Consider the following 22,749-nt stretch of genomic DNA (forward strand, 5'->3'; position numbering starts at 1 on the left):
CAGCATTTTTATTATAGCAGTACACAGCTCTGACGCTTAAAAAAAAATTAATAAAAAAACCTCCCATTTTATGGGAAGATGCGCGATAATAGAAGTAACCAAACAACTATTTTTTCGCACCACCATAAAAGAGAGGAGGTTTTACTATGAAGCAAGAATAAAAATCAGAAGAAAAGAGGTTAGGGAACACCTGGAACAGTTGAACCTTGCATGTGAATTAGCCAAGCTAATCCGGCATTTTTTCCCAGATCTTTTACCCCTGTTAAAACAGATTCCAGATCCCAGAAACCAGAGCTATATTACCTATCCTGCTGTGTTACTTCTTATGACCCGTATCCTTTCTTCTCTATTTTACATCAGCAGTATGAGGAAAACAAGTGAAGAATTCAATTCCAGTGAAATGATCAAAAACATCTGGCATCTATCCGGGGAGGAACAGACCGTGGAGGAGCTTCCCTACTGGGAAACCATCAACCGGTATCTGGAAAAAGTAGATCCGGAAAAATTGCAGGACATCTTAAACCGCCTTTGCAGCAGGCTTCTTTGCAGCCGGGCTTTTGAAAATATGCGAATCAGGGGCAAGTACTGGCAGGTGATCATAGATGGAACGCAGCTTTGCAGCAGCCGGAGGGAACTGGATGGGAAAAGCCTGCACCGGACCCATAACAAGGGGACGGAAAAAGAGTATCAGGAGAACTATTATTATGTGCTGGAAGCAAAGCTGGTACTGCATCCGAAAATCCTGATCAGTATTCAGACGGAATTTGTGGATAATGAAGAGGGAAAAGAAATGGAGAAACAGGACTGTGAAAGGAAGGCCTGCTGGCGTTTAATGGAAAAGCTGAAAAAAGCGTTTCCAAGGTTGCCGATCTGCCTGTGCGGGGACAGTCTGTATGCCTGTGAAGGTTTCTTTGAGAGATGCAAAGGAAAAAACTGGCGGTATATCCTGCGGTATAAGGAGGGGAGCATCCCGAGCATTGGGGAAGAATACAGAGAACTGAAAGAAATGGAGAAGAATTACCAGGAGCGCGAAACACAGACTGGGAAGGAATGGTATGATTACGTGACAGATATAGATTATAAAGGACATCAGGTAAATCTGGCAGAGTATGGAGAAAGCGGGGAGCATATCTGCAAAAAGGGCAGGAAAAAGGGAAAAGCAGAAACGATCCGGAAAGAATTCTGGTTTCTCACAGATCTGCCAATCACCAGAAAAAATGTGGCAGGACTGGTGGAGCGCGGAAGGATGAGATGGAGAATCGAGAATGATGGGTTCAACGCGCAGAAAAGGCAGGGATACCATCTGGAACACCAGTACAGCAGGAATTATCAGGCACTGAAAAACCATTATTATCTGATCCAGATTGGGCACATGATCAGCCAGATCATGGAGGCTTGGGAAAAAATATGGAAAAAGGTAAAGCAGAGTAGGGAGCAAAAGCACAGGAGGATACTGGAATCCATGAAAGAGACTCCATTGAGAGAATACAAGGAAGAGATCGCTAAAAAGATACAAATACGGTTGATATAGAGGACCATGTGGAAAGGTGGTGAAGGAGCAGATAACAACAAAAGTTAAAAAAGCAGAATACAGGGATTTTATGGCTTAAATAAGATTGCGTTGATAAAGCAAAATGAGAAAATAAAATCCAATGTACTCTGAGAGTGTAAGTATAAATTTAAGCGTCAGAGCTGAGCAGTACAGACCTTGCTTGACAAGAGATTGACATTACCTGCGCTGTGTCTTATTTCTTTGCCTTGCAGCCGTGTAGTTGAAAAAAATTTATAATATAGGTTGACAAATCATATTATACAACATATAATATGAACATAAAAATAATATTGTATGAATAGATATTATTATATTCCAAGTAAAGGAGTGAGTATATGGTATTTAACACCGGAGCGGCTCTCCTTGATGCTATCGTCTTAGCGGTCGTATCCCGAGAGAAAGAAGGAACCTATGGATATAAGATCACTCAGGATGTCAGGACGACCATAGAAGTATCTGAATCCACCCTGTATCCAGTGCTGAGAAGGCTTCAGAAGGATGAATGCCTGGAAGTGTACGACAGGCAGATCGACGGACGGAACCGGCGTTATTATAAGGTGACGGCAAGAGGCATGGCGCAGTTGGATCTGTACCGGAGGGAATGGAAGAGCTATTCGATTAAGATCAATGAATTGTTTAAGGGAGGAGTGGCTGTATGAACCGCATAGAATTTATGACAGAATTAGCCGCATTGTTACAGGATGTTCCGGCAGAGGAACGAAGAGATGCAATGAAGTTTTATAATGATTATTTTGATGATGCAGGGGAAGAGAATGAGCAGCAGGTAATCGCTGAGCTTGGCGATCCTGCGCAGGTGGCGGCAACGATTAAGGCGGATCTTGGAGGTGCCTCCAAGGAACATGGAGAATTCACCGAGAAGGGATATACGGATTCAAGATTCGAGAATAAGGATGTGCCTGTCGGAAGAGAATACAAGGAGAGCGGACAGAAGTCGGAAGGGCATGGATACCGGAACACAGAGCAGAGCCGGAGAGAATATGACTACCATGGATATGGCTATGAGAGAAGCGGCGAACAGACGCCGCCAAGGACGAACGGCGCGCTTAAGATCTTTCTGATCATCATGCTTGTTCTCGTGGCGATTCCGGTCGGTATTCCGGTTGCGGCCGCAATTCTGATTACGATAGCCGCTGTGGGATTCACGATCTTGGTATTGTTCTTCACGCTGGTGATTGCGTCGGTTGCGATCGCGTTCGCAGGTGTGTGTGTATTCATAGCGGGGCTGGTGAGTCTGGCGCCGGAGATCGCGGTCGGTCTGGCGCTGATCGGAACGGGGCTGATCCTTACCGTTGTGGGCGTAGTGCTTACTGTGGCAAGCGTAAGGGTATGTATGATCGTCCTTCCGGGGATATGCAGAGGATTCGTGTGGATCGTAAGCCGGCCGTTTCAGAGAAGGGCGGTGGTGTAGATGAGAAGAGGATGGAAGATATTCTGGATCGTGTGCGGCTCAGCTCTGGCGCTTGGCCTGGTATGCTGCGCGATTGCATTTGGAATGGGGGTTACAACAGGTATGATACATGACCGTTTCCCGTACGGGATCGGATGGCATAACAACGGATGGGGGAGCAGTAAGGAGGATCCCGGGCGGACCGCAGAGAATATCCATAAGACTTTTGACAAAGTGACAGAGATCGATATGGAGATCTTTGCCGGGCAAGTAAGGTTCCAGGAAGGAGAAGGCAGCGAGATCCGGGTGGACACGGATAACTTAAGCCAGAAGTTAGGATTTCGGTGCTATCAGGAAGGCAGTGAGCTTAAGCTTACCAGCAAGAAGAAAATATACGGTGTGAATAATGTAGGCAGAGGGACGATCACGGTTACGCTCCCCAGAGAGACGACATTCAAGGAAATATCCTTAAGTCTGGGTGCAGGAACGCTGTATATCGAGAACATCTACACGAAGGACCTGGCGGTAGAGGTGGGAGCCGGAGAGGCGATCGTAGACGATTTTCTGGCGGACGAAGCAGAGTTTAACTGCGGCGCAGGGACGGTCGAGGCCAGAGGAGACGTCAGAAGCCAGGCAGATCTGAAGTGCGGAGTGGGAAGTATCACGTATACCGCGTCCGGTCAGGAGGAAGAATACAACTATGATATCGAATGCGGTATCGGGGAGATCATCTGCGGAGACAGCAGTTATTCAGGACTTGGGAGAGAGCAGAGCATTGATAACGGCGCAGCTAAAGAGATCAAGATTGAAGGCGGCGTAGGTTCTGTGATCATAGAATTTGAGTAGGAGGAGAAATATATGGAACCAAGGAAATTATATCGTTCAAGAGAAAACCGTATGATCTGCGGAGTATGCGGAGGCATAGCAGAATATTTTAACATAGACGCGACATTGATCAGGCTGGTGCTGGCGATCTTCGGTTTTACCGGAACCGGGATCTTCGTCTATATCGTCGCGGCTATCATCATTCCGGACGCGCCGGGCAGATATTAGATTAAGATGTATATTCCCCTTCACTCCTGTTAATACTTAGTGAAAGAACCGTATATGGGATATCGTCCTGCGGTTCTAAAAGAGTGAAAGGGGAATATCCATGGCAGGTAAAAAGAATAAGCCGATCCGGCTTGACGAGCTGACACAGGAAGAAAAATTAAAATACGAGATTGCTGAAGAATTAGGCCTTCTTGACAAGGTGATGGAGGAAGGATGGAGATCCCTCTCTTCAAAGGAAACCGGGAGGATCGGAGGGCTGATGACAAAGAAGAAGAAAGAACTGAGTCAATGTCCGGATGCACATTAAAAGTAACGAAATTATTACGAATATTAATTAGTATGAACATTTAACGATAAAGGTTGAAAAGAAAAGGTCCATTTGCTATAATCGAAAAACTGGAAAATTCATTTACGGGTGAGGATATGGACAGTAAGATTAGCGTTTTGGATATTGATATAGATAATTGTTCAGCAAAAGAAGCTATGAAGAAGACCATGGAATACATGGGAACGGAACCGGTGAATATCGTAGAGATGGCAACGGTGGGCGGACTGATGCAGATGGACAGTATGCAGCAGCTCAAGGAAGATATATGCAGATTTGATCTGATTCTGGCGGGAGATAAGACGATCCTGGAAGCGGCGGATATCACGGACAGGAAGCACCTTCAGGAGACGGAAGGCCGTGTCTTTCTTAAGATGTTCATGAGGTATCTGCATAAGAACCACAAGAGGATCTATCTTCTGGTAGAATCCGAGGCTGAGGGGCAGGCGATCTTCGATTATCTGCAGAAGAATTATTACGGGCTGCAGGTCGTAGGGCTTGCGAAGGTATCTGCCAGTAACCGGGCGGACGATATGTTGGTGAATGATATCAACGGCGGGGAAGTGGATTGTATCCTCGCGGCGCTGGCGTCTCCGCTGCAAGAAGAATTTATCTTGAAGAACAAGAGCCTTCTGGATGCCCGGCTGTGGCTCGGCCTTGGGAAAGAGAACATACCGGTAGGGAAGAACGGCGCGGGACAGGGAAGGATCGCCCAGTTTTTTGTCCGGCATATTTTTAAAAAAGAGATTGAGAAGAGCAAGCGCAGATGATTTTTCGTCACTATGTACATGGCTGTAAATCAAATGAAATTCTTAAAAATTGAGGAAATCAACAAAAAAGTATGATTTCCTCTTTATTTTTTTGTCTATATATATTAATATAGAGTCTAGCGGTATGCATTTTAACCAGACAGTCCCTTTTTTTGTTGTGAATTATGCATATTGAAATGAGGGGAGGATATAGAATATGATATCTAATCAAATACTTCAGAATACGATTGAAGGCTTGAAAGGAATTACGCGGATCGATTTCTGTGTTATGGATACGGATGGCAAGTCTCTTGCGAGTACATTTTCAGAGCAGGCGGATTATGAAGAAGAGGTAGTCTCTTTTGTCGACTCCCCTGCCGACAGTCAGGTGGTACAGGGATATCAGTTCTTTAAGATCTTTGACGAGCATCAGCTGGAGTATGTGCTTCTTGCCAACGGCGGCAGCGATGATGTATACATGGTAGGGAAGATTGCCTCGTTTCAGATCCAGAATCTTCTGATCGCATACAAAGAGAGGTTTGATAAGGATAATTTTATTAAGAATCTTCTGCTTGATAATCTACTTTTGGTAGATATATATAACCGTGCCAAGAAATTACATATTGACACAGAGGTAAGACGTATTATATATATTATTGAGACAAAGCATGAGAAGGACAGCAATGCTCTTGATAATGTGCGTAATCTTCTGGGTAACCGCGCGAAGGACTTTGTGACGGCGGTCGATGAGAAGAATATCATCATAGTGAAGGAGTTAGAACCCAGTGACGGTCATGCGGAGTTAGAGAAGACGGCCCAGAGTATCTATGCCTTGCTTGTAGAAGATGGGGAAGAAGATGTCCTGATAGCATACGGAACGATCGTCAACGATATCAAGGAGGTGTCCAAGTCCTACAAAGAGGCGAAGCTTGCCCTGGATGTGGGTAAGATCTTCTTTGGGGACAGGAATGTGATCGCGTACAGCGCCTTAGGTATCGGGCGGTTGATCTATCAGCTTCCGATCCCGCTGTGTAAGATGTTCATCCGTGAGATCTTCGAGGGGAAGTCGCCGGATGATTTCGACGAAGAGACCCTGACGACGATCAACAAGTTCTTCGAGAATAATCTGAATGTATCAGAGACGTCCAGACAGCTATATATCCACCGTAATACGCTGGTATACCGTCTGGATAAGCTGCAGAAGAGTACCGGCCTGGATCTTCGAGTGTTTGAGGATGCCATTACTTTTAAGATTGCCCTTATGGTTGTAAAGTATATGAAGTATATGGAATCAATGGAGTATTAATGTGTTTTCAGTATCTTTCGGGAATGCATAGTAATAATCAGGAGGAAAGTATGATCGAATTAAAAGAAGTGACAAAAGAATACTCTAAAGGGATTGCTGCGTTAAACGGCGTGAATCTCAAGGTCGAGCAGGGTGAATTCGTGTTCATCGTGGGCGACAGCGGATCGGGTAAGTCTACATTGATCCATCTTATTATGAAAGAGCTTGCGCCTACATCGGGGACCATTATTGTGAACGGTCAGAATTTGAACCGGATGAAGCGGCGTAAGATTCCTATGTACAGGAGAGGGATCGGGGTCGTGTTCCAGGATTTCCGTCTGCTTAAGGACCGGAATATCTATGATAATATAGCGTTTGCCCAGCGTGTTACAGAGACGCCTACCAGGATCATCAAGAAGAAGGTCCCTGCGGCGCTGTCGCTTGTGGGTCTGGCTCAGAAGTATAAATCATTTCCGAAGGAATTGTCAGGCGGTGAACAGCAGAGAGTCGCTATTGCCAGGGCTATTGTGAATGAGCCTGCGATCCTGCTTGCGGATGAGCCGACCGGTAATCTGGACCCGACAAATTCATGGGAGATTATGAAGCTTCTTGAAGAGGCGAACGACAGAGGAACGACCGTACTGGTTGTTACGCATAACCAGGAGATTGTAAATGCGATGAAGAAGCGGGTCGTTACGATGAAAAAGGGTGTCATCGTAAGCGACGAGAAAAAAGGTGGGTATAAAAATGAGAATTAGTACATTCGGATATTCGATGAAGCAAGGGGTTAAGAACATAGGGAGAAATAAGATGTTCTCCGTGGCGTCTATAGCGACGATGTCAGCCTGTATCTTCCTGTTTGGCCTGTTCTACTCCATTGTAGTGAACTTTAATTACATAGTAGAGAAGGCTGAGGAGGGCGTTGCGATTACCGTGCTCTTCGACGAGGGAACCACGCAGGCTGCAAAGGACAAGATCGGGGAGCAGCTTGCGGATGCGGAAGGCGTCCTTGAAGTCAAATACGTCAGCGCCGAGGTGGCATGGGAGAGATTCAAGGATGATTATTTCGGAGAGGCGGGAGATCTTGCGGATGGATTCAAGACAGACAATCCGCTGGGGAATTCCGATAACTTCGAGGTGTATCTGTCAGATGTTTCCAGGCAGAAGGATATCGTTGAATTCGCGAAGGGGCTTTCGGGAGTCAGGAAGGTGAACCGTTCTGATGTTGTGGCTAAGACTCTGACCAGTGTGAATAAGCTGGTGGGATATGTGTCGGTTACGATCATTGCGATCCTGCTCGCGGTATCCGTATTCCTGATCAGCAACACAGTAACCATGGGTATCACGGTAAGGCGTGAGGAGATTGCGATCATGAAATACATAGGGGCGAAGGATGGTTTCGTCCGGGCGCCTTTCGTGATAGAGGGTCTGATGATCGGTGTAATCGGAGCGCTGATTCCGTTGGTGATGCTGTATTTTATGTATGATAAGGCTGTTTCTTATATAATGACCAAGTTCAGCCTTTTGAACAATATCATAGATTTCCTTCCGGTATTTGATGTCTATAAGACGCTTCTTCCGGTCGGGATCGCGCTTGGAGTAGGAATTGGTTTTATTGGAAGTTTCTTCACGATCCGTAAGCATCTGAAGGTATAATTCAGGTATAATTTGGTAACAGATTACGGGTCAGATCAGTTATAAATAATATGGAGGGGACATATGATATTAAGAAGGAAGGCAGTCAGTCTGCTGCTGATATTGGTACTTTGTCTTGGTCTTGCCTCACAGGCAAGCGCTTCGGAGATCAGTGAGACTGAGAAGGAGGCGGAAGAGCTTGAGAGGAAGAAGGAGGCCGCAGAAGAGGAGAAGAGTGCCTTAGAGGGACAGCTCAGTGCGATCGTCGCCGAGATGGAGGAGACGAAGGCGAAGATCGACGAGAAGGAGACCCAGATCAGTGCGAAAGAAGAAGAACTGATACAGGCGAGGGTCGACGAGAATGACCAGTACGAAAGCATGAAGAAGAGAATCAAGTACATGTATGAGAACGGGAATGCACAGTTTATAGAGATTCTGTGCGAGTCCAAGACAATCAGTGAATTTCTGAACAATGCGGAGTACATTTCGACGATATCTGAATATGACCGGGATATGCTGGTGGAGTTCCAGAGGATCGTCAAGGACGTAGAAGAGCAGGAAGCGCTTCTTAAGAAGGAGTATGAAGAACTCGAGGTCATGCAGAATGACCTGATTGTGAAGCAGGGTGAGTTGAATGACCTTGTGGAGAACAAAGCAGATGAGATCGCACAGCTCAGTGACGATATCGGCGCTACGCAGGAGAAGTTAAAGAAGCTGAAGGAAGCGGCGGCAGAGGCAGAGCGCAAGCAGAAAGAGGCGGCAGCCGCGGCTGCCGCAGCGGCTGCGGCACGTAATTCCAGCGGGAGCGGCGGCGGTTCTGCCGGGGCATCCGTGGTATCGGGCAATGGTATGTTCACCCATCCTTGTCCGGGATACACTTATATATCCAGCGAGTTCGGATGGCGCGCACAGCCGATCCCGGGTGCGAGTACCAACCACAAGGGAATGGATTTTGCGGCCGGAACGGGGACTCCGATCTATGCGGCGGCATCAGGGACGGTCACTTCCGCAAGTTATAGCGGCAACGCGGGTAATCTGATCGTAATCAACCACGGCAATGGCCTGCAGACATATTACATGCACTGCAATTCCATGTATGTCAGCGCGGGACAGACAGTAAGCAAGGGGCAGAATATCGGTGCGGTAGGTTCAACAGGCAATTCATCCGGTCCGCATCTGCATTTCCAGGTTATGCTTAACGGGACGCCGACGAATCCGCGTAACTATCTGTAGTTCAAGCCCATGCTGTGCGGGCAAAGAGAAGATATATGAAGGTAGAGGTCGAATGAAGGATAAGAAGAGTTTTATAAAAGGGGCGCTTTGCGGCGCCCTTGCTGTATTATTGATCGTAGGGCTTGTATCCTGCGGATTGCGGGCAGGAAGTTTCGTTGCCGGCACAGGGAGGCATTCTGCAGACACGGATAAGAAGATGTCTGTATTGAAAGGGCTGATCGATAAGAACTATCTTGGCGAAGTAGACGAAGAGGAGCTTGAAGAAGGAATCTATAAGGGATTCATAAGCGGGCTGTCAGATCCCTACTCTGTCTACTATGACGAAGAGGAGACGAGAATGCTCGTGGAGACCACGGAAGGAGAGTATGACGGAATCGGCGCGGTGCTGAGCCAGGATGTCAAGACGGGGATCGTAACGCTGGTGCAGATCTATGAGGGGTCCCCTGCTATGGAGGCTGGTCTGCAGGACGACGATATCCTTTATAAGGTCGGAGATCTGGAAGTGACAGGCAAGGATCTGACAGAAGTGGTATCCCATATCAAGGGAGAGAAGGGGACGGAAGTTCAACTGACGGTATACCGCGGCGACGACAGGAAAGAGGTCACGGTGACGGCGGTGAGAAATACGATCCAGGCGCAGACGATAAAGTATGAGATGCTGGAGGATCAAATCGGCTATGTGGCGGTCTCGGAATTCGACCTGGTGACCTATGAGCAGTATGAGCAGGCGCTGGAGGACCTTAAGAATCAGGGCATGAAGGGTCTGGTCGTGGATCTTCGGAATAATCCGGGCGGCAATTTAAGCACGGTCTGCGAGATGCTGGATCTTATGCTTCCGGAAGGGCTGATCGTCTACACGGAGGATAAGGACGGCAACAGGCAGGAGACGAAATCTGACGCCGGGCGCCGGTTCGAATTGCCGCTGACAGTCCTGATGAACGGCAACAGCGCCAGTGCATCGGAGATCTATGCGGGAGCGATCCAGGACTACGGGATTGGTACGATCGTGGGGACACAGTCCTATGGCAAGGGCGTCGTACAGCAGATATTCGACTTGAAGGACGGAACCTGTGTGAAGCTTACGATCGCGGAGTATTTCACCCCGAAGGGGAGGAATATCAACGGCAAAGGTATCACCCCGGATGTGGAGATCGAGTACGAGAAGAACGAAGAAGATCCTGAGGCTGATAATCAGTTGGATCAGGCATTGGAAGTATTGAAAGAGAAGATCGGGTAGAATGAATTGATTCAGAAGGGAATGCATTAGGCATTCCCTTTTTGTATTTGGTATGATAGAATATAGTGAAACTAGAAAGGATGGGGTGTATATGACAATTCTGATTCAGAACGGACATGTAGTAGATCCGCTTACCGGAAAAGACGGGATATCGGATGTGTACATTGAGGAAGATAAGATCTGCAAGGTTGCAGAGCACATTGACAGGCAGGCTGACCGGGTGATCGACGCGAAGCATTGTTATGTATTGCCGGGATTGATCGACCTCCATGTTCATTTCCGGGATCCCGGGCTGGAATACAAGGAGACTCTGGAGACCGGAGGAAGAGCGGCAGTGAAGGGCGGGGTAACGACTGTGTGCGCCATGCCGAACACAAAGCCGGTCACAGATGACAAGGAGAAGGTTCTAAGGGTTCATGAACGTGCGAAGGAAGAATCCCTAACTCACGTGATCCAGCTTGGGGCCGTTACGAAGGGGCAGGAAGGGAAGGAACTGGCAGATATCCGGGGGATGGCTGAGGCAGGCTGCCATGCCGTCAGCGAGGACGGCAAGTCTGTTATGAACGCTTCGCTCTACAGACAGGGGATGAAGACGGCGAAGGAGTGCAAGATATCGGTATTTGCCCACTGCGAAGACCAGACGATGGTAGAAGGGGGAGTTATGAATGCGGATGAGAACGCCGAGCGGCTGGAGCTTCGGGGAATCACGAATGCCGTGGAGGATGTGATCGTCGCGAGAGATATCCTGCTTGCGAAGGAGACTGGGGTGAGGCTCCACCTGTGCCACTGCTCCACGGCAGACAGTGTGAAGCTTCTTCGGATGGCGAAGGAGGAAGGACTTCCGGTGACCGGGGAGGTATGCCCGCATCATTTTATCCTGAGCTCGGATGATATCAGGGAAGACGACGGCAATTATAAGATGAATCCGCCGCTTCGGAGCCGGGCGGATGTGGAGGCTCTCAAGCAGGGCCTGAAAGACGGGGTGATGGATGTGATCGCTACGGATCATGCCCCCCATGCCGGCGAAGAGAAGGACAAGTCTATGAAAGATGCGGCGTTTGGGATCGTAGGGCTTGAGACTTCCGCCGCGCTTACCTATACTTCTCTTGTGAAGACGGGCGTACTGACTGTGATGGATATGGCAGAGAAGATGAGCTATAATCCGGCGAAGATCCTGGGGCTTGAGGACAAGGGCAGTATCTCAGAGGGGAAGACTGCGGATATTACGATCTTCGATCCGAGAAGGACTTATAAGATCGATAAGAATACATTTGTGTCGAAGGGGAAGAACACGCCGTTTGACGGATATGAGGTGACTGGAGAGACGGTATATACTCTGGTGGACGGTAGGGTTGTGTATGAAAGGAGATAAAGCAGATGATCAATCAGTTGACAGCGAATATTAAGAAGACAGGAGCGCCCATCGTCGTAGGGCTTGATCCGATGCTGGATTATGTGCCGGGGCACATACAGAAGAAAGCGTTTGGAGAGTACGGCGAGACCTTGGAGGGGGCGGCGGAGGCGATATGGCAGTTTAACAGGGAGATCGTGGATCAGACTTACGATCTGATCCCGGCGGTGAAGCCGCAGATCGCCATGTATGAGCAGTTCGGGATTCCGGGGCTTATGGCTTTCAAGAAGACGGTGGACTACTGCAGGGAGAAAGGGCTGGTGGTGATCGGCGATGTGAAGAGAGGAGACATCGGCTCTACCTCGGCGGCATATGCGGTGGGGCATCTGGGGCATGTTAAGGTGGGAAGCAGATCTTTCGCGCCTTTTGATGAGGATTTCGCGACGGTGAACCCGTATCTGGGGTCAGATGGGGTGAACCCATTTCTCAAGGTATGTAAGGAGGAGAAGAAGGGGATCTTCGTACTGGTCAAGACCTCGAATCCCTCAAGCGGCGAATTCCAGGATCGGCTGGTGGACGGCAAGCCTCTGTATGAACTGGTAGGCGAGAAGGTGGCTGCCTGGGGAGAAAGCCTGATGGGCGAGGAATACAGCTATGTGGGAGCGGTTGTGGGCGCTACCTATCCGGAGATGGGGAAGGTCTTAAGGAAGATCATGCCCAAGGCATATATACTGGTGCCAGGATACGGCGCACAGGGAGGAAAAGGCAAGGATCTGGTGCATTTCTTTAATGAGGACGGCCTTGGCGCTATCGTGAATTCCTCCCGCGGGATCATTGCTGCGTACAGACAGGAGAAATACGCAAAATACGGCGAAGAAGCGTTCGGGGAAGCCTCAAGGGCTGCGGTAGAGGATATGGCTGCGGATATCAGAGAAGCGTTGAACAATACATTATGACTAGGAGAAATGTAATGAAGAAGAGAAGGAAAGAGTTAGCGGTTGTGGTATCGCAGGAGCAGCTTGCGGACGGGATATACAGTATGTGGATTCAGGCGGAGTCTGCGCCGGATGCGGTTCCGGGCCAGTTTATATCTATGTATACCATGGACTCGGGCAAGCTGCTTCCAAGGCCCATCAGTATTTGTGAGATTGATAAGGCGGGTGCGGCGCTGCGTGTGGTATACCGTGTGACAGGTGAGAAGACAGGTACGGAGCAATTCTCCAAACTGAGCGCCGGAGATTCGATTCCGATCATCGGGCCGCTGGGGAATGGGTTTCCCATGGAGAAAGCCGCGGGGAAGAAGGCGTTCCTGATCGGCGGCGGTATCGGCGTGCCTCCGATCCTGGAGCTTTCCAAAGAATTGGAATGTGATAAGAAGCAGATCGTTGTCGGGTACCGTGATGCCCATACGTTCCTTAGAGAGGAATTTGAGAGGAACGGTGAAGTCTACATTTCCACGGAGGACGGCAGTGTGGGGACGAAGGGGAATGTACTGGATGCCATTGCCGGACATGCGCTTGCCGCGGATATTATCTATGCCTGCGGGCCTGGGCCTATGCTGCGCGCGGTCAAGGAATATGCTGGTAGAAATAACATTGTATGCTATATATCTCTGGAGGAGAGGATGGCGTGCGGGATCGGCGCCTGTCTTGGATGTGTCTGTCAGACGAAGGAGCGGGACAGCCACAGCAATGTGCATAACAGACGGATCTGCAAGGACGGTCCGGTATTCCTGTCGACGGAGGTGGAGATCTGATGAATATGAAGGTTAATATTGCGGGAGTAGAATGGAAGAATCCGGTGACGGTAGCGTCCGGTACATTTGGTTCCGGTGCGGAGTTCGCGGAGTTTATAGATCTTAACAGACTTGGAGCGGTGACTACGAAGGGAGTTGCCAATGTTCCGTGGCCGGGGAATCCTACGCCCCGGGTCGCGGAAGTCTATGGAGGGATGATGAATGCCATCGGACTGCAGAATCCGGGGATCGATCTATTCTGTGAGAGAGACATTCCCTTCTTAAGACAGTATGATACGAAGATTATTGTCAACGTCTGCGGGAAATCCGCTGAGGATTACTGCGAGGTTGCAGAACGGCTTGCGGATGAAGCTGTAGATATGCTGGAGATCAATATTTCCTGCCCTAATGTAAAAGAAGGGGGTATCGCGTTCGGACAGAGTCCTAAGTCAGCGGAGGATATTACCAAGGAAGTCAAAAAGTACGCGAAACAGCCGGTGATCATGAAACTCAGTCCCAATGTGACGGATATTGCCGAGATGGCGAAGGCTGTAGAGGCAGGAGGAGCCGACGCGGTATCTCTGATCAACACGCTGACGGGGATGAAGATCGATATCCATCGGCGGACTTTTGCTCTGGCGAACCAGACGGGAGGCGTCTCCGGTCCAGCCATTCACCCAATCGCCGTGCGGATGGTATATCAGGCGTCCCAGGCTGTGAAGGTTCCGATCATCGGTATGGGGGGGATTGCCAGCGCTGAGGATGCGATCGAGATGATGCTCGCGGGGGCCAGCGCCGTATCGGTGGGAACGGCGAATTTCCATAATCCGGCGGTGACGATGGAGATCATCGAGGGGATAGAAGAATACTTAAGGCAGAATCGGATGAATGACGTCCGGGAATTGGTCGGCGCGGTGAGATAGTCAAAGACCCTGCTGCAGTCGCCAAATGTGCATGCAAGCATGCTCGCTTGGCTCGTTGCCTGCAGGAATAAATTGAAAATAGATTTGAGTTATGATAGAATAAAGTCTGTAGATATGGGAGGTTTAGAAGGATGGAATTATATAAGCAGGAATTTATCGAGTTCATGGTAGAATCTGATGTCTTGAAATTCGGAGAATTTACATTGAAGAGCGGGAGGAAGTCGCCGTTCTTCATGAATGCAGGCGCCTATGTGACGGGAACCCAGCTTCGCAGGCTCGGAGAATACTACGCGAGAGCGATCCACGATAACTACGGTCTTGATTTTGACATACTGTTCGGGCCGGCCTATAAGGGAATCCCGCTTTCGGTTGCGGCGGCGATGGCGATCAGCGAATTATACGGGAAGGATATCCGGTACTGTTCGAACCGCAAGGAAGTGAAGGATCACGGTGATACGGGGATTCTCCTGGGAAGTAAGCTTAAGGATGGAGACAGAGTAGTGATCATTGAGGATGTGACGACCTCCGGCAAATCCATCGAAGAGACCTTCCCGATTATCAAGGCCCAGGCAGACGTGGAAGTGAAGGGGCTTATGGTATCGCTGAACCGCATGGAGGTCGGCAAAGGCGGGAAGAAATGCGCGTTAGATGAGATCAAGGATTTGTATGGATTCGGGGCGAATGCGATTGTGACCATGGACGAGGTGGTAGAATATCTTTATAACAGGGAGTGCCGGGGAAGAATTATTATTGATGATACATTAAAAGCTGCAATTGACGCATATTATAAACAGTACGGTGTATAGGAGGAAGGCTTGTATGAATGAAAAGATCTATAAGGCGATGAATTTTGCCGGGATCGCAAGTATTGCGGTAGGTGTTGTCGTGACGATCGTGGGGATCACAGCCGGCATTATTACGATCGTGAGCGGAGCGCGTCTGCTAAAATGGAAAAAAGGACTTACGTTTTAGAAAGGATCCTGCTGTTTGAATTTGAAAGGATATAAGAGAATCCGGTTTTTAGGAAAGATATTATTTGTATTGTATATTGCGTTTATTATATATTTTCTATTATTTTCTGACTGGTATGGGCGGACAGGCGAGATGGAGGAGTACCGTTATAACCTTGTGCTTTTCAGGGAGATCAAGAGATTCTGGAATTACAGGGACCAGGTCGGCATGTTTGCCATGTTTACGAATCTGTTTGGAAATGTGATCATTTTTATGCCGTTTGGTTTCTTTATGCCGATGGCAAGCCGATACAGGAGTTTTTTCACGACGGTCTTCTATAGTTTCGGGCTTAGTCTCTGTGTAGAGACTTTTCAGTTGATCACGAAGGTGGGCAGCTTCGATGTGGACGATCTGCTTTTGAATACCATAGGAGGGCTTGCGGGTTATGTCATATTCGTAATCTGCGCCGCAGTAAGGAGAAGATATGTTAATAGGAAGAAAGATCGTAACAGAAGAAGATAGGGCAAAGGCGCTGGCGAAAGCCAGAGAGAAGCAGAGGAAGAGAATCACGAAGTATGGACAGGCGAAGCCTCGCCATGCGAGGAAAGGGATCTATTCCTGCGGTTATGCTTTTGTGGTTCTTCTTCTGTTGTTTTTAATGGTGTCTATCTCTTTTCGGGAGAAGGGAGAGGTCGGTATGCTCATAGGATTTGTGGGACTGGGGACCATGGCGCTTACCGGAATCGGGATATGGCTGGGTTTGCGCGGCCTTAAGGAGAGAGACAGGAACTACATCACGTGCAAGGTGGGAATCGGCATCAATACGGCGGTATTTCTCGGACTTGCGGTAATATTTATCAGGGGGCTTGTGAGATGATAGATGAGAGATATGAATTAGCGGCGGGACGTATCCGTGATATCAGGACTGAGGAGACGGTGAAGCCTCCCTTCCGGGAGTATTTTCGGAAGATGGCTGATTTTGTCGGGATGATCGATGAGGTCAGGATGAAGCTCACAGACGGAACCTTCCGGGAGATGGGACTTGGCGAGCTTGCAGAATGGAACCGGCGGCTGTATCAGGATATCTTGCCGGGGGCGTATGAGACAAGCTATGCGAACCCGTCTTATGCGGTTCGGAAGCTGGGAGAGGAATATGGGCAGATCTTAAGCTTCCTGTATACGGAGCTTCGGGGCGCTGTTGCATATGTGTTTGAACAGAAGACAGAGTATCTGGATATTCTGTATGAGCTTCTGATAGCGGTCTATAATCTGTTCGAGGAGGAGACGCCGGAGAATGAGCGGATCAGTCAGATCAGGGATCATATTTACTGGTATGCCAGTGATTACTGTGATGTGTTTGCTGCAGACAGGATCCGTGAACAGGTCGATCCGGAAGTGTCCTTTGCTGTGGATATCATTCGGAACAGCGACCTTGAGGATCTGAGGTACCTGTACAGGTTCGGCGAGTATATCAGTGAGAACGAGCTTCGCACGGCACGGCATCTCAGCGGACTTCCGGAGGAAGTGATCCGGAAGATGGCAGATGTCTACACAGAAGGCTTTCGAACAGGATTCGTCAATACAGGGAAGGATCTGTCGAAGAAGGGTGTTGTGGAGATCCGCTATGTGCTTGGGTTCGAGAGGGTGATCCGCAGGGCTATAGAGAATTTTGAGAAAATGGGCCTAAGACCTGTTGTGAACCGTTCTCCGGTCAGCGTGCTGACGAAGCGAGAACACCTGAAGATCGGCTATTACGGGGCGATCGCCAATAAGCAGTATGAGTATGACCATCGCAATGACCAGGCGTTATTCCTGGATAAGAAGTTCGTGGAGCGCAAGCTTGAGGTGATCCAGACCACATATGAGCGCCATAAGGCCCAGGCAGGAAAGATGGCAGGGCCGGCATGTATTGATATGTTCGGTGAAGAGCCGTTTACGCCTGTGCAGAAGGAAGAAGTGATCCGCCTTACGAAGAAGCAGGAGGAACTGCAGCTTCATTTCTTAAGCCGGCAGAGCCAGATCGTCAACCAGTATATCAGGGGTGATGAGAGGAGCTTTACGATCGTTGCCTATCCGCTGCCGGAGATCGGGGAACAGTATGAAGAGATCTTCGACGAGATCATCCGTATCAATACCCTGGATGCGAAGACCTATGAGCGGGTACAGCAGACGTTGATCGATGCCCTGGATCAGGGTGAATATGTCCATATCCTGGGCGGCAACGGCAACAGGACGGATCTTAAGGTGTATCTGCATAAGCTCGGCAATCCGGAGAAAGAGACGATATTCGAGAACTGCGTGGCGGACGTGAATATACCGGTAGGGGAAGTATTCACTTCTCCGGTACTTGAAGGGACCGACGGAACACTGCATGTAAGCAAGGTCTACCTGAATGAGCTGCAGTACAGGGATCTTGAGATCACATTTGCCGACGGGATGATCACGGATTACCATTGCGGGAATTTCGAGAAGGAGACAGAGAATAAGGAGTACATTTTCGACAATATCCTCCATAAGCACCCGTCCCTCCCGCTGGGAGAGTTCGCCATCGGGACGAACACCACGGCTTATGTGGCGGCGAGGAAATACGGGATCGAAGAGAAGATGCCGATCCTGATCGCCGAGAAGATGGGTCCTCATTTTGCGGTAGGGGATACTTGCTATAGCTGGAGCGAGGATGTCAGGGTATATAATCCCAACGGGAAGGAGATTATAGCCAAGGATAACTCCGTATCCATCCTGCGCAAAGAAGATGTGTCGAAGGCGTATTATCAGTGCCATACGGATATCACGATCCCGTATGAGGAGTTGGCGCGTATTGCGGTGATCACAAGAGAAGGCAAAGAGATCGTGCTGCTGTCGGAGGGCAGATTCGTATTGCCCGGAACCGAGATTCTCAACGAGCCATTGAAAAATCAAGATAAATAAGGTATCATGAACGCATGAAAATGCATTATAAAAATATACACAGAAGAAAGGATGAAGAGGTATGCCAAGAGTAGGAATTGTGATGGGCAGCGACTCAGACCTTAAGGTCATGAGCAAGGCTGCGACGATGCTGGAGAAATTAGGGATTGATTATGAGATGACGATCATCTCTGCCCACCGTGAGCCGGATGTATTCTTCGAATGGGCGAAGGCTGCAGAGGGAAAGGGGATGAAGGTGATCATCGCAGGAGCCGGGATGGCGGCGCATCTGCCGGGTATGTGTGCGGCGCTATTTCCGATGCCGGTTATCGGCGTGCCGATGTCAGGCAAGAATCTGGCAGGTGAAGACGCACTGTTTTCTATCGTTCAGATGCCGCCGGGAATCCCGGTTGCAACGGTTGCTATCGACGGAGGTATGAATGCGGCGATCCTTGCAGCGAAGATCCTTGCAACATCTGATGAGGAATTATTGAATAAGCTTAAGGATTATTCCAGGGAGATGAAGGAGACCGTGCAGGGGAAGGCAGCGAAGTTAGATGAGATCGGATACGAGGCGTATCTGGCCCGGTAATCAATTGGATGATATTAGGAAACAGACTCAAGATGAGGAGAGGTAGAGCGTATGGATTATAAGAAAGCCGGAGTGGATATCGAAGCCGGATACAGATCAGTAGAATTGATGAAGAAGCATGTGAAGGAGACGATGCGCCCGGAGGTGCTGGGCGGTCTCGGAGGATTTGCAGGAGCATTTGACTTAAGCGGGATCAAGAAGATGGACGAGCCGGTCCTTCTGTCCGGGACAGACGGATGCGGAACCAAGGTGAAGCTTGCGTTCCTGATGGACAAGCATGATACCATCGGTATCGACGCGGTTGCCATGTGTGTCAACGATATCGCATGTTCGGGCGGCGAGCCTTTATTTTTCCTGGATTATATCGCTTGCGGCAAGAATTATCCTGAGAAGATCGCGTCTATCGTGAGCGGCGTGGCAGAGGGCTGTAAGCAGTCCGGCTGTGCGCTGGTAGGCGGAGAGACTGCGGAGCATCCGGGACTTATGCCGGAGGATGAGTATGACCTGGCGGGATTCGCGGTCGGAGTGGCAGATAAGAAGGAGATCATCAGCGGTGAGAATATCAGACCGGGCGATGTGTTGATCGGCATGGCGTCAAGCGGTGTCCACAGCAATGGTTTCTCGCTTGTGCGCAAGGTATTCGAGATGACGAAGGAATCGCTGGATACATATTATGATGAACTGGGGAAGACGCTTGGCGAGGCGCTGCTTGAGCCTACGAAGATCTACGTCAGGGCGTTGAAGAGTGTGAAGGACAGCGGTGTGACTGTCAAGGGCTGCAGCCATATCACGGGCGGCGGCTTCTATGAGAATATCCCGCGGATGCTGCCAAAGGGCGCAAGGGCGGTGATCAAGAAGGACAGCTATGAGGTTCCTGCGATCTTTGATCTTCTGGCGAAGAAGGGGGATATTGCAGAAGAGATGATGTACAATACCTTCAATATGGGACTCGGAATGGTCATCGCGGTTGATCCGGCCGATGCGGATCAGGCAATGGAGGCGATACGGACGGCAGGTGAGCAGCCATATGTGGTAGGCCGTGTAGAAGCAGGAGATAAAGGAGTTACATTATGCTAGATGTAGTGGTACTTGTATCCGGTGGAGGAACGAATCTACAGGCGATCATCGACGCGGTGGAATCCGGCAGTATTACCAATACCAGGATTACCGGAGTGATCAGCAACAATAAGAATGCCTATGCCCTGTTAAGAGCCAGAGACCATGGGATTGCCAATCGGTGTATCTCGCCGAAGGATTATGCGTCTAGAGAAGAATTTAATGAGAAGTTTATCGAAGCAGTAGATGAATGGAAGCCGGACCTTATCGTACTTGCGGGCTTCCTCGTTGTGATCCCTCCGGCTATGATCTCGAAATACAGGAATCGGATCATCAACATTCATCCGTCTCTGATCCCGTCATTCTGCGGTACGGGGTTCTACGGGCTTAAGGTGCATGAGGCGGCCCTTTCGCGCGGTGTGAAGGTTGTGGGGGCGACCGTGCATTTTGTAGATGAGGGGACGGATACGGGTCCCATCATCCTTCAGAAGGCAGTGGAGGTGGAGCTAGATGATACACCGGAGATTCTGCAGAAGCGCGTGATGGAGCAGGCAGAGTGGAAGATACTGCCCCGGGCCATTGATCTGATCGCGAATGGAAAAGTGACAGTACGGGCGGGGAAAGCTATTGTGAGTCAGTAAGGAGAACGAAGATGAAGCATTGGAATAAGGTATTGGTGGTGGCTGCAGTCATCTGCGGAGTAGCGGGTATCGCGACGTCTGCCAGGTTGTTGGTTACAGCGGTGCACAGGTATAGTACACAGAAGCCGTTGGTCCGGGGCGCCGAAGATTATTCGTGGCCGGAAGATGAGCCGGAAGAGGAAGAGATAACAGAGCCGGAAGAAACGGATGGAACGGACGTTGATGATACGGACGACGCTTCCGGAGAAGAAGACCAGACAATGTACGGTTCACTTGACGGGAATTCTTATACCAACGAGTGGTTCAATTTAAGGATGGAGCTGCCTGAGAATTATATTATGCTGTCCGGAGATGAACTGGGGTATGCGCAGGATATTGCGGCAGATGAGTTCATGACAGAAGAAGGGCAGGAGAGACTTGAGAATGCCCAGGATTACGGGAATGTGCGGTATGTACTGGGGGCGGTAGAAGATTCCGGCAGTGTGACGGTCAATATAGGGATTGAGAAGGTCTTCAACAGCATGACGATAGACCAGTACCTGAATCTGATGCAGAAGAGTATAGAGCGGGATATCACAGATAGTCTGGGGCTGACCTTTGAGGGGATTACGGAAGAGACGATCGGCGGTGAGACTTACCGCTGCGTCCATGAGAAGATGGTTTACGATGCTTCGGTCGGAGAGATGCATATGGACCAGTATCTGCGTCTGGTAGATGGATATGTGTTTGTGATGTCTGTGGGTTATTCTGCTGAAGCGGCGCCGCAGAAGGACGCGCTTGTGGCTGCGATGCAGAGTTATTGATTGGATATATGACAGGAGGTAGAATATGAAGGTATTAATTGTCGGAAGCGGCGGAAGAGAGCACGCGATCGCATACTGCGTCTCAAAGAGCGAGAAGGCGGACAAGATCTACTGTACGCCGGGGAATGCAGGGATTGCTGAGTACGCCGAGTGTGCGCCTATCGGTGCGATGGAATTCGATAAGATCGTTGCGTTCGCGAAGGAGAAGGAGATAGATCTTGTGATCGTAGGGATGGATGACCCGTTAGTCGGCGGTTTGGTGGATGAGCTTGAGGCGGCGGGGATCCGCACGTTCGGCCCAAGAAAGAATGCGGCGATCCTGGAGGGGTCCAAGGCATTCTCTAAGGATCTGATGAAGAAATACAACATTCCGACGGCGGCGTATGAGAATTTCACCGATCCGGATAAGGCGCTTGCGTATCTTGAGACGGCGAAGTTCCCGATCGTTCTCAAAGCGGACGGGCTGGCGCTTGGGAAGGGCGTACTGATCTGCAGCACGCTTGAGGAGGCGAAGGAAGGCGTCAAGACCATCATGCTGGATAAGAAATTCGGAGATGCGGGCAATGAGATGGTGATCGAAGAATTCATGACCGGCCGTGAAGTGTCCGTACTCTCCTTCGTGGACGGCAATACTATCAAGACCATGACGTCCGCGCAGGATCACAAGCGTGCAGGGGATGGAGACACCGGGCTTAACACGGGCGGGATGGGAACGTTCTCTCCAAGTCCGTTCTATACCAGGGAAGTAGAGGACTTCTGCAACAAATATATTTATCAGGCGACGGTAGATGCTATGAAGGCAGAAGGCAGGCCGTTCAAGGGTGTGATCTTCTTTGGCCTGATGCTGACAAAGGAAGGTCCCAAGGTGTTGGAATACAATGCAAGATTCGGTGATCCGGAGGCGCAGGTGGTGCTGCCAAGGATGAAGAACGACATCATCGAGGTCGTAGAGGCGTGTGTGGACGGCACGCTTGACCAGGTGGATCTGCAGTTCGAAGACAATGCGGCCGTGTGTGTGGTGCTTGCAAGCGAGGGATATCCGGTGGCGTATGATAAGGGACTTCCGATCAGCGGGTTGGAGGAGTTTGGGAAGCATGAAGGGTATTACTGCTTCCATGCCGGGACTAAATTTGACGGAGAGCAGATCGTGACCAACGGAGGCCGCGTGCTAGGAGTTACGGCGAAGGGGAAGGACCTTAAGGAAGCCAGGGCCAATGCCTACGCGGCGACGGAGTGGGTGAAGTTCGATAACAAATACATGCGCCATGATATCGGGAAGGCGATCGATGAGGCATAAGAATTGACAAGTATGC

Annotated in this window: 26 protein-coding genes; all 26 read left to right on the top strand. The window is 49.7% G+C overall.

Annotation, left to right across the window (positions count from 1 at the left end; all coding sequences use genetic code 11):
- The first annotated feature begins 70 nt into the window (after nucleotides 1-70).
- The 26 genes from VSQ62_RS07080 (at nucleotide 71) to purD (ending at nucleotide 22,733) form a co-directional block, all read left to right on the top strand.
- On the top strand, nucleotides 71-1,531 hold the full coding sequence (locus VSQ62_RS07080; RefSeq protein WP_334633611.1) for a transposase: 1,461 nt from the start codon (nucleotides 71-73) through the stop codon (nucleotides 1,529-1,531).
- Between the two features lie 356 nt (nucleotides 1,532-1,887).
- The gene (locus VSQ62_RS07085; RefSeq protein ID WP_334633974.1) at nucleotides 1,888-2,211 is read left to right on the top strand and encodes a PadR family transcriptional regulator; all 324 of its coding nucleotides are present in this window, start codon (nucleotides 1,888-1,890) and stop codon (nucleotides 2,209-2,211) included.
- The gene (locus VSQ62_RS07090) at nucleotides 2,208-2,981 is read left to right on the top strand and encodes a DUF1700 domain-containing protein (RefSeq protein WP_334633975.1); all 774 of its coding nucleotides are present in this window, start codon (nucleotides 2,208-2,210) and stop codon (nucleotides 2,979-2,981) included. The genes VSQ62_RS07085 and VSQ62_RS07090 overlap by 4 nt, the downstream gene beginning before the upstream one ends.
- A complete protein-coding gene (locus VSQ62_RS07095) occupies nucleotides 2,982-3,806 on the top strand; it encodes a DUF4097 family beta strand repeat-containing protein (RefSeq protein ID WP_334633976.1) in 825 nt (274 codons plus the stop codon).
- A gap of 12 nt (nucleotides 3,807-3,818) precedes the next feature.
- Complete coding sequence (locus VSQ62_RS07100) at nucleotides 3,819-4,013, top strand: PspC domain-containing protein (RefSeq protein ID WP_334633978.1); 195 nt, start codon at nucleotides 3,819-3,821, stop codon at nucleotides 4,011-4,013.
- 100 nt (nucleotides 4,014-4,113) lie between these two features.
- Nucleotides 4,114-4,320 (top strand): alpha/beta-type small acid-soluble spore protein, encoded by a 207-nt coding sequence (locus VSQ62_RS07105; protein ID WP_334633979.1) that lies wholly within the window; start codon nucleotides 4,114-4,116, stop codon nucleotides 4,318-4,320.
- 116 nt (nucleotides 4,321-4,436) lie between these two features.
- A complete protein-coding gene (locus tag VSQ62_RS07110; RefSeq protein ID WP_334633980.1) occupies nucleotides 4,437-5,108 on the top strand; it encodes a WecB/TagA/CpsF family glycosyltransferase in 672 nt (223 codons plus the stop codon).
- 196 nt (nucleotides 5,109-5,304) lie between these two features.
- A complete protein-coding gene (locus VSQ62_RS07115; RefSeq protein WP_334633982.1) occupies nucleotides 5,305-6,393 on the top strand; it encodes a PucR family transcriptional regulator in 1,089 nt (362 codons plus the stop codon).
- A 50-nt stretch (nucleotides 6,394-6,443) separates the two neighbouring features.
- Nucleotides 6,444-7,130, top strand: a complete 687-nt coding sequence (gene ftsE / locus VSQ62_RS07120; protein ID WP_334633983.1) for a cell division ATP-binding protein FtsE — start codon at nucleotides 6,444-6,446, stop codon at nucleotides 7,128-7,130.
- Entirely contained in the window at nucleotides 7,120-8,028 is a 909-nt protein-coding gene (gene ftsX / locus VSQ62_RS07125; RefSeq protein ID WP_334633984.1) for a permease-like cell division protein FtsX, read from the top strand. The genes ftsE and ftsX overlap by 11 nt, the downstream gene beginning before the upstream one ends.
- A 63-nt stretch (nucleotides 8,029-8,091) precedes the next feature.
- Nucleotides 8,092-9,240, top strand: a complete 1,149-nt coding sequence (locus VSQ62_RS07130) for a peptidoglycan DD-metalloendopeptidase family protein (protein WP_334633985.1) — start codon at nucleotides 8,092-8,094, stop codon at nucleotides 9,238-9,240.
- Nucleotides 9,241-9,292: 52 nt separating this feature from the next.
- Nucleotides 9,293-10,477: a S41 family peptidase gene (locus tag VSQ62_RS07135; protein ID WP_334633986.1), complete on the top strand. Its 1,185-nt coding sequence runs from the start codon at nucleotides 9,293-9,295 to the stop codon at nucleotides 10,475-10,477.
- Nucleotides 10,478-10,568: 91 nt separating this feature from the next.
- Complete coding sequence (locus VSQ62_RS07140; RefSeq protein WP_334633987.1) at nucleotides 10,569-11,849, top strand: dihydroorotase; 1,281 nt, start codon at nucleotides 10,569-10,571, stop codon at nucleotides 11,847-11,849.
- A gap of 5 nt (nucleotides 11,850-11,854) precedes the next feature.
- Nucleotides 11,855-12,784 carry an orotidine-5'-phosphate decarboxylase gene (gene pyrF, locus VSQ62_RS07145; RefSeq protein ID WP_334633988.1) on the top strand — a complete coding sequence of 310 codons (930 nt, stop codon included), beginning with the start codon at nucleotides 11,855-11,857 and terminating at the stop codon, nucleotides 12,782-12,784.
- Between the two features lie 14 nt (nucleotides 12,785-12,798).
- Nucleotides 12,799-13,584: a dihydroorotate dehydrogenase electron transfer subunit gene (locus VSQ62_RS07150; RefSeq protein WP_334633991.1), complete on the top strand. Its 786-nt coding sequence runs from the start codon at nucleotides 12,799-12,801 to the stop codon at nucleotides 13,582-13,584.
- Nucleotides 13,584-14,486, top strand: a complete 903-nt coding sequence (locus VSQ62_RS07155) for a dihydroorotate dehydrogenase (RefSeq protein ID WP_334633993.1) — start codon at nucleotides 13,584-13,586, stop codon at nucleotides 14,484-14,486. Before VSQ62_RS07150 ends, VSQ62_RS07155 begins: the two co-directional genes overlap by 1 nt.
- A gap of 131 nt (nucleotides 14,487-14,617) precedes the next feature.
- Nucleotides 14,618-15,292: an orotate phosphoribosyltransferase gene (gene pyrE, locus VSQ62_RS07160; protein ID WP_334633994.1), complete on the top strand. Its 675-nt coding sequence runs from the start codon at nucleotides 14,618-14,620 to the stop codon at nucleotides 15,290-15,292.
- Nucleotides 15,293-15,305: 13 nt separating this feature from the next.
- Entirely contained in the window at nucleotides 15,306-15,458 is a 153-nt protein-coding gene (locus VSQ62_RS07165; protein ID WP_334633995.1) for a hypothetical protein, read from the top strand.
- 15 nt (nucleotides 15,459-15,473) lie between these two features.
- Entirely contained in the window at nucleotides 15,474-15,959 is a 486-nt protein-coding gene (locus VSQ62_RS07170; RefSeq protein WP_334633996.1) for a VanZ family protein, read from the top strand.
- The gene (locus VSQ62_RS07175) at nucleotides 15,922-16,314 is read left to right on the top strand and encodes a DUF6142 family protein (RefSeq protein ID WP_334633997.1); all 393 of its coding nucleotides are present in this window, start codon (nucleotides 15,922-15,924) and stop codon (nucleotides 16,312-16,314) included. The genes VSQ62_RS07170 and VSQ62_RS07175 overlap by 38 nt, the downstream gene beginning before the upstream one ends.
- On the top strand, nucleotides 16,311-18,365 hold the full coding sequence (locus tag VSQ62_RS07180) for an aminopeptidase (protein WP_334633998.1): 2,055 nt from the start codon (nucleotides 16,311-16,313) through the stop codon (nucleotides 18,363-18,365). The genes VSQ62_RS07175 and VSQ62_RS07180 overlap by 4 nt, the downstream gene beginning before the upstream one ends.
- 61 nt (nucleotides 18,366-18,426) lie before the next feature.
- Complete coding sequence (purE, locus tag VSQ62_RS07185; RefSeq protein ID WP_334633999.1) at nucleotides 18,427-18,936, top strand: 5-(carboxyamino)imidazole ribonucleotide mutase; 510 nt, start codon at nucleotides 18,427-18,429, stop codon at nucleotides 18,934-18,936.
- Nucleotides 18,937-18,987: 51 nt separating this feature from the next.
- Nucleotides 18,988-20,013: a phosphoribosylformylglycinamidine cyclo-ligase gene (gene purM / locus VSQ62_RS07190; RefSeq protein WP_334634001.1), complete on the top strand. Its 1,026-nt coding sequence runs from the start codon at nucleotides 18,988-18,990 to the stop codon at nucleotides 20,011-20,013.
- The gene (gene purN, locus VSQ62_RS07195; protein WP_334634003.1) at nucleotides 20,007-20,633 is read left to right on the top strand and encodes a phosphoribosylglycinamide formyltransferase; all 627 of its coding nucleotides are present in this window, start codon (nucleotides 20,007-20,009) and stop codon (nucleotides 20,631-20,633) included. The genes purM and purN overlap by 7 nt, the downstream gene beginning before the upstream one ends.
- Nucleotides 20,634-20,644: 11 nt before the next feature.
- Nucleotides 20,645-21,436: a hypothetical protein gene (locus VSQ62_RS07200; RefSeq protein WP_334634004.1), complete on the top strand. Its 792-nt coding sequence runs from the start codon at nucleotides 20,645-20,647 to the stop codon at nucleotides 21,434-21,436.
- Nucleotides 21,437-21,461: 25 nt separating this feature from the next.
- The gene (gene purD, locus VSQ62_RS07205) at nucleotides 21,462-22,733 is read left to right on the top strand and encodes a phosphoribosylamine--glycine ligase (RefSeq protein ID WP_334634005.1); all 1,272 of its coding nucleotides are present in this window, start codon (nucleotides 21,462-21,464) and stop codon (nucleotides 22,731-22,733) included.
- The last annotated feature ends 16 nt before the right edge of the window (nucleotides 22,734-22,749 follow it).

Origin of the sequence: Sporofaciens sp. JLR.KK001, assembly GCF_036941055.1 — a bacterium.
In the GTDB taxonomy this organism is placed as follows: Bacteria; Bacillota; Clostridia; order Lachnospirales; family Lachnospiraceae; genus Sporofaciens.